This is a genomic window from uncultured Phenylobacterium sp., from assembly GCF_902826855.1.
Taxonomy (GTDB): domain Bacteria; phylum Pseudomonadota; class Alphaproteobacteria; order Caulobacterales; family Caulobacteraceae; genus Phenylobacterium.
In genome coordinates this window covers 1-6360 of the sequence record NZ_CADEGK010000239.1, presented here as the reverse complement: position 1 = coordinate 6360, position 6360 = coordinate 1, and the positions used below count along the sequence as shown (strand labels likewise).

The following is a 6360-nucleotide window of genomic DNA, read 5'->3' as shown; positions in this document are numbered from 1 at the left end:
CAGGGGGTCGACCGTCTTGTGGCGCCGCAGCGCCTGCAGGGTGTCCCCGAAGCCCGGGCGGTCGCGGCCGTAGTCGATCAGCAGCGCCGCCCCGCCGTCGGCGGCCAGCCGGGCGCCAAGCGCTGCTCCGAGGCCTTCCTGCATCGCCGAGCGCTCACAGACCTCGCCCTCGCGGGCGTCCGGCAGTGCGACGCTCGCGGGCACGCGGCCGAAGGCGAGACGGCCGTCGGCCGTCAGCCCCACGACCTGCTCGGTCCAGCCGGTGGCGCCGCGCACGAACTGGCGCGCCGGCAGGCAGTCGAGAAGTTCGTTGGCCACCAGGATCAGCGGGTCGCCCACAGGAACCTCGTCGAGGCTGCGCGCCCAGCGGACCCGGTCGCCCAGGCGCCTGGCCTGCAGCGCGGCGAGGGGCTGCGAGGTTTCCACCAGCCAGACCTCGGCGGCGTCGAGGAAGGCGGGCATGGCGCGACCGGCGCGCAGCACGTCCTCCATCAAGGTCCCGTCGCCGGGGCCCGCCTCCACCAGCACGAACCGCTCCGGCTCGCCCATCAGCCGCCAGCAGGACGCCGCCCAGATGCCGATCAGTTCGCCGAACATCTGGCTGACGAGGGGCGCGGTGAGGAAGTCTCCGGCGGCGCCCAGGGCGGGGCGGGTGGCGTAGTAGCCGTCCTGCGGGTCATGCAGGCAGGCGGTCATGTACTGGGCGACGGTGAGCGGACCGGTCTGGCGTATCTCCGCCGCCAACCTTTCGCCCAGCGAGGGGCGGTCAAGCAGGCTCATCGGCGGGCTTACCAGTCGCCTCGGTGGGGCCCGGCAGCGGCTCACGCATCCCACGCCAGATCAGGAACACGCCGCCCAGCACCATCGGCGCGGACAGGATCATTCCCATGGTCAGCCCCAGCGGCAGGTTTTCCAGGCCCTCGTCGGGCTCGCGCACGGTCTCGATGGCGATTCGGAACAGGGCGTAGAAGAGGAGGAACAGGCCGGTGACCACGCCGCGGCGGTTCCCCAGCTTCGCCCCGTGCGTCGCCCAGCGCAGGATGAGGAACAGGACCAGGCCCTCGAACGCGGCCTCGTACAGCTGGCTGGGATGGCGCGGCTGCTCGCCGGCCGGGCAGTAGCCGAAGGTCTTGATGATCAGGTCGTTGCAGAAGCGCACGGCCCACGGAACGCTCGTCTCCCGGCCCCAGAGCTCGCCGTTGATGAAGTTGGCGATCCGCCCCAGGAAGTGGCCGATCGGATAGGCTGCGGCGACCACGTCGGCGATCCGCAGCAGGTCCAGCTTGTTGCGCGCCGCGTAGAGGATCATGGCCAGCGAGACGCCGATCGCGCCGCCATGGAAGCTCATCCCGCCTTCCCAGACCCGCAGGATGCTCAAGGGGTCGGCCAGGGTCTTGTCCAGCGGCGTGTAGAACAGCACATGGCCGAGCCGGCCGCCGAGGATCACGCCCAGGAAGATCCACAGGATCAGGTCGTCCATCTGGTCGGGGGTCAGCGGCGGCGGCCGTCGGACCCACAGGGCGCCGTTCCTCAGGGTGGCTACGGCGTAACGCCACCCCAAAAGGACACCGCCGACATAGGCCAGCGCGTACCAGCGGATCGCGAGCGGTCCGATCTGGACGAGCACGGGGTCGATTTCGGGAAAGGGCACGGCGTGGCTGCTCCGGCGGTCTTAAAGGGGTCTCTAGACGACAAGGCCTTCGCTTTCGAGGCTTCGCGACCATATAGAGACAATGGACGGGCCACTTTTGGCCAAGAAGAACCGGAATGCAGACCCAGAACCCTCTCCTCGATGAAATCGCCAAGCTGACGACCGCCGCCATGGGCATGGCCCAGGCCGCGGGCGACGAAGCCAAGGCTGCCTTCCGGAGCCAGACCGACCGGCTGGTGGCCGAGATGGACCTGGTGCGTCGGGAAGACCATGACGCTCTCAAGGCCGAGGTTGCCGCGCTCCGCGCCGAGATCGAAGCCCTGCGCGCGGCCAAGCCGGCGGCGAAGGCGCCCCCCAAGGCCGCCCCCAAGGGCGCCAAGTCCGCCGAGCCCAAGTGACGTCGTCGCACCCCACGCGAAAGCGGCTCGCCTTGAACAAGAACTCGCTGACATCTCCGCAAAGAATGGGGATAGGCTCGAATTTGCGGACGATTCGGGGGCGGTGTTCCGTTCTCCGTCCGCTACGAAAGGGGTCGTGATGGACGTCACCCACACGGACGACCAGGTTGTCCTGACCAACGACCCGCTCGATGTCGTCGAGCACGTCCTGACCGCCGAGAACCTCCCGTTCGACCGCACCGACGATGGCGATCTGGCCTTCACCCTGGCGGGAGACTGGAAGGACTATGAACTCTGGTTCGCCTGGCGGCCGGAGGGCGACACCCTGCAGCTGTGCCTGTCGATGGACCTGGCGGTGCCCAAGGACCAGCGCCTGACCGCCCAGGAGCTGATCGCCACGATCAATCCGCGGGTCTGGCTAGGCCACTTCGAGTTGTGGGAAGAGGGCGAGATCATCTTCCGGCACGGCATGGCGCTGATGACCGGCGAACAGCCCAGCCTGGCGCAGGCCGCGGCCATGATCGACGTGGCTGTCGAGGCGGCGGACCGGTTCTTCCCGGCCTACGATTTCCTGCTCCGCGGCGCCAAGAGCCCCCAGGAAGCCATCGCGGCCTGCATGTTCGAGACGGTCGGCGAAGCCTAGGGCCGGGCTCAGCGCACTGTCTTCCGCGCGGCTTTCGGCCGACGTGGGATGACGACGGTCGGACGGGCCGCTAAACCTCTCCCATGATCACGCCGATCCTGATGCTTGGCGCAGGGCGCATGGGTGGGGCCATGCTGGAGGGCTGGCGCGCGGCCGGGGCCTTCGCGGCGTCCGACATCATCATCCGCGATCCGCAGCCGGGGCCGGCGGCGCTGGCGGCCGAGGCGGCGGGCGCGTTGCTGAACCCCGCGGACTCCGAACTGGCGCGCGCGCGCACGGTCGTGCTCGCGGTCAAGCCGCAGGTCTGGCGCGAGGCCGCTGCGGAGTTCGCCCCGTGGCTGCACGCCGACGCGGTGGTCGTCTCCATCGCCGCAGGGGTCGCCTCACCGGACATCTGCAAGGCTTTCGGGGGCCGCTGCGTCGCCCGGGTCATGCCCACCACGGCCGCGGCGATCGGGCAGGGGACCGCCAGCCTCTATGCCGACGATCCGGCCGCCCTCGCCCGAGCCCATGCCCTGTTCGAGCCCCTGGGGGCGGTGGTCGACCTGACCGACGAGGCGTTGATGCACGCCGCGACCGCGGTCTCCGGCTCGGCGCCGGCCTATCTCTACGCCTTCATCGAGGCCCTCGAGGCCGCCGGCGCGGCGGCGGGGCTCTCGCCCAGGGACGCCCAGCGCCTGGCCCGCTCGACCCTCACCGGCGCGGCGGCCCTGCTGGCCCGCAGCGGCGAGGAGCCTGCGGAGCTGCGTCGGCAGGTGACCTCCCCCGGAGGCACGACAGAGGCGGCGTTGAACGTGCTCTTGGGCGACACCGGGTTGCCGCCGCTGCTGCGCGAGGCGGTGAGCGCCGCGGTTCGGCGCTCCAGGGCGCTGGGCGCCTAAGATCGAGCGCCGCTCCGCACTTGCACGACCCACGAAGGCAGAACCGAGCTATCAGCTTGAGCATGGGAACGGGCGCGAAACGAATCGCGTCCGAATCACTGACACGCAGCGATTCAGTCTTTGTTCCCTACGACATGTTGTGCCTGAGTCGCGTTCAGCCACAACGAACGACGAAGCTGGAGCGCTTGAGCGTCTTCTGGCGGGCCGCTTGCCTTGACGTGGCGGGGCCGCTTCCTCTATATCGCCCGCTCCCTGCACGGACGCCGTCCGTCGCACTCCATTCCGCGTGAAGGTCTTCGCTATGTCGCGCCGCTGCGAAATCACGGGTGTCGGTCCGATGGTCGGCCACAACGTGAGCCACTCGAACATCAAGACTAAGCGCCGGTTCATGCCGAACCTGAATGTCGTGAAGATGCAATCCGACGCGCTGGGCCAGAGCTTCTCGCTGCGCATCACCAATGCGGCGTTGCGCACCGTCGACGCCAGGGGCGGCCTCGACGCGGTCCTCCTGAAGGCCAAGGACGAGAACCTCTCGGTGAAGGCGCTCAAGATCAAGCGCCAGCTGAAGGCGAAGATCGCCGAGACGCCTCCGGCCGCCTGAGCCGCGCCACCACGTCGTTCCGAAGAGGCCGCTGGAAACAGCGGCCTTTTTCTTTTCGCCGTCATCCCCCGGGCAGCCCTGCGGGCGACCGTGGGATGGCGAGACGTTATTTGGCTGTCGACCCTGCCGGCGCCCAGTCGAACGCCACCAGCAGGGTCCGCTGGCCGGTGGGTACGCCGTTGTAGGTCCCGAAGTTGTCATCCGAGACCAGGTAGAAGCGCACCGTCCTGCCGCGACCGGGCACGGCTGCCACGCCCTCGAGATTTTCCGTGACCAGAGGCCTGGCCAGCGTCAACTCGTCCAGGGTCGCCCCGTCCGCCCCGGTGATCCGCAGGATGATGCGGTTGCCGCGCGCAGCGTCGAAGGCGCGCAGCAGATAGGCGATGCGCCGGCCGGGCAGCATCGCCAGCGCGACCAGGTCGAAGCCATCGCCCTGCGCCACTACCGGGCCAGGGACACACCCGGCGGAGACCCGGCAGAGGTAGGTTGCGCCGGTGGCCTCCACGCCCACGCGATAGGCGTCCGGCCCGGCCGCGGGATCGAGGTCCAGCGCCTCCATACCCTGGTTGTACCGCCATGCGATGTCCGGCTTCGGCGCCTCGCGGGGCGGTTCGCCGCCGGCCGGGAACAGCAGCACCCGATCCTGTTGCTCGAAGCTCACCAGCCGATCGCCATTGGGGAACTCGGCCACGCCCTCGGCGTCTCGGCTGCGCGCGCCCTTGGCGTAGAGATCCTGGCCGTCGGGGCCCTTCAGGGGGTGGATCCGCACGTCGGAGACGCCCACCAGCCGGCCGCCGGCGTCAAGCCGCAGCCGTCCCTCCACCTGGTCGGCCTCGTCGCCCTGCGCCAGGAATCGACCGTTCGACCAGACCTTGATGTCCGACAGGCCGTGCAGCCGCGCGGTGTCGGATGAAGTGAGTGCGACCCCGCCGGCGTAGATGAAGCGTCCGACCCGCGTGGTCGTCGGATTCTGCGCATCCAGCGGGACCGGCGCCGCGGCCACAGCGACCGCGGCCGTCATCGGCATCGGTCCCTTCGGCAGTGGGGCGGGGGGCGCGCAGGCGCAGAGCAGCGCCGCGAGCGCGGCCGCCGCCAGGCGCCTCAAGCGGTGACCTTCCGCACTTCCTTGAAGGTCGAGCGGCGCATTGGCCCCTGCGGTCCCTGTGTGTTCGGCGGCGGGGCCAGCAGGCCGGCGTTCTTGCGCGTGAGCCGGCGGACCTCCTCGTCGAACAGGTCGGCCAGCTGTTCGACCATGGCTCCGGCCAGCTGCTCCACGTCCACGATGGTCACGGCATTCTTGTAGTAGCGGGTCACGTCGTGGCCGATGCCGATGGCGATCAGCTGCACGGGACTCTTGGTTTCGATCTCGGTGATCACCTCGCGCAGGTGGCGCTCCAGGTAGTGCCCGGAGTTCACGCTAAGGGTCGAGTCGTCCACCGGCGCCCCGTCGGAGATCACCAGCAGGATGCGGCGGGCCTCCTGGCGGCCGATCAGCCGGTGGTGGGCCCACATCAGCGCCTCGCCGTCGATGTTCTCCTTCAGGAGGCCCTCGCGCATCATCAGCCCGAGGTTGCGCCGCGCGCGTCGCCAGGGGGCGTCGGCGGACTTGTAGATGATGTGGCGCAGGTCATTGAGCCGCCCGGGCTGGGCAGGCTTGCCGGCCTTCAGCCAGTCCTCGCGGCTGGAGCCGCCCTTCCAGGCCCGAGTGGTGAAGCCCAGGATCTCGGTCTTCACCCCGCAGCGCTCCAGGGTGCGCGCCAGGATGTCGGCGCAGACCGCCGCCACCATGATCGGCCGACCGCGCATGGAGCCGGAGTTGTCGATCAGGATGGTGACCACCGTGTCGCGGAACTCGGTGTCCTCCTCCTCCTTGAAGGCCAGCGAGGCGGTCGGGTCGGTGATCACCCGGGTCAGACGCGAGGTGTCGAGCAGGCCCTCCTCAAGATCGAAGGTCCACGAGCGGTTCTGCTGCGCCAGCAGCTTGCGCTGTAGCTTGTTGGCCAGGCGCGACACCACGTTGGAGACGCTGGCCAACTGCTGGTCGAGGTAGGCGCGCAGGCGGCTCAGCTCCTCAGGGTCGCAGAGCTCCTCGGCAGCCACCACCTCGTCGTGCCCGGTGGTGAAGACGCGGTAGGTGACGGCGCGGTTGTCGCCGGAGGGGTCCGGTCGGGCCGGCGCGTCGCCGT

Annotated in this window: 7 protein-coding genes and 1 pseudogene; 4 read left to right on the top strand and 4 right to left on the bottom strand. The window is 69.7% G+C overall.

From position 1 onward, the window contains the following. Nucleotides 1–780, bottom strand: a 780-nt coding sequence (locus QZV94_RS22045) for an SAM-dependent methyltransferase (RefSeq protein WP_293682004.1), incomplete at its 3' end; no start/stop codon positions are given. Next, nucleotides 767–1651, bottom strand: a complete 885-nt coding sequence (gene lgt / locus QZV94_RS22040; RefSeq protein WP_293682001.1) for a prolipoprotein diacylglyceryl transferase — start codon at nt 1649–1651, stop codon at nt 767–769. The genes lgt and QZV94_RS22045, both read right to left, overlap by 14 nt. A 116-nt stretch (nt 1652–1767) precedes the next feature. On the opposite strand from lgt, the gene QZV94_RS22035 reads away from it, so the two are divergent. The 4 genes from QZV94_RS22035 (at nt 1768) to rpmB (ending at nt 4174) form a co-directional block, all read left to right on the top strand. Continuing rightward, nucleotides 1768–2049: an accessory factor UbiK family protein gene (locus tag QZV94_RS22035; RefSeq protein ID WP_293681998.1), complete on the top strand. Its 282-nt coding sequence runs from the start codon at nt 1768–1770 to the stop codon at nt 2047–2049. A 139-nt stretch (nt 2050–2188) separates the two neighbouring features. Continuing rightward, a complete protein-coding gene (locus QZV94_RS22030; RefSeq protein WP_293681995.1) occupies nt 2189–2692 on the top strand; it encodes a YbjN domain-containing protein in 504 nt (167 codons plus the stop codon). Nucleotides 2693–2778: 86 nt separating this feature from the next. Further along, a complete protein-coding gene (proC, locus tag QZV94_RS22025; protein ID WP_293682010.1) occupies nt 2779–3573 on the top strand; it encodes a pyrroline-5-carboxylate reductase in 795 nt (264 codons plus the stop codon). Between the two features lie 301 nt (nt 3574–3874). Next, nucleotides 3875–4174 (top strand): 50S ribosomal protein L28, encoded by a 300-nt coding sequence (rpmB, locus tag QZV94_RS22020; protein WP_293682007.1) that lies wholly within the window; start codon nt 3875–3877, stop codon nt 4172–4174. Between the two features lie 106 nt (nt 4175–4280). Here the strand turns inward: rpmB and QZV94_RS22015 are convergent, their stop codons facing one another. Then, complete coding sequence (locus tag QZV94_RS22015) at nt 4281–5279, bottom strand: esterase-like activity of phytase family protein (protein WP_293681992.1); 999 nt, start codon at nt 5277–5279, stop codon at nt 4281–4283. Further along, nucleotides 5276–6360: pseudogene (locus tag QZV94_RS22010) on the bottom strand (cobaltochelatase subunit CobT); the annotation flags it as partial. The pseudogene QZV94_RS22010 and the gene QZV94_RS22015, both read right to left, overlap by 4 nt.

Excerpts from the sequence above, each read along its gene's own strand:
- QZV94_RS22030 (WP_293681995.1), top strand. The coding sequence starts at position 2,189 with ATGGACGTCACCCACACGGACGACCAGGTTGTCCTGACCAACGACCCG.
- QZV94_RS22035 (WP_293681998.1), top strand. The coding sequence starts at position 1,768 with ATGCAGACCCAGAACCCTCTCCTCGATGAAATCGCCAAGCTGACGACC.
- rpmB (WP_293682007.1), top strand. The coding sequence starts at position 3,875 with ATGTCGCGCCGCTGCGAAATCACGGGTGTCGGTCCGATGGTCGGCCAC.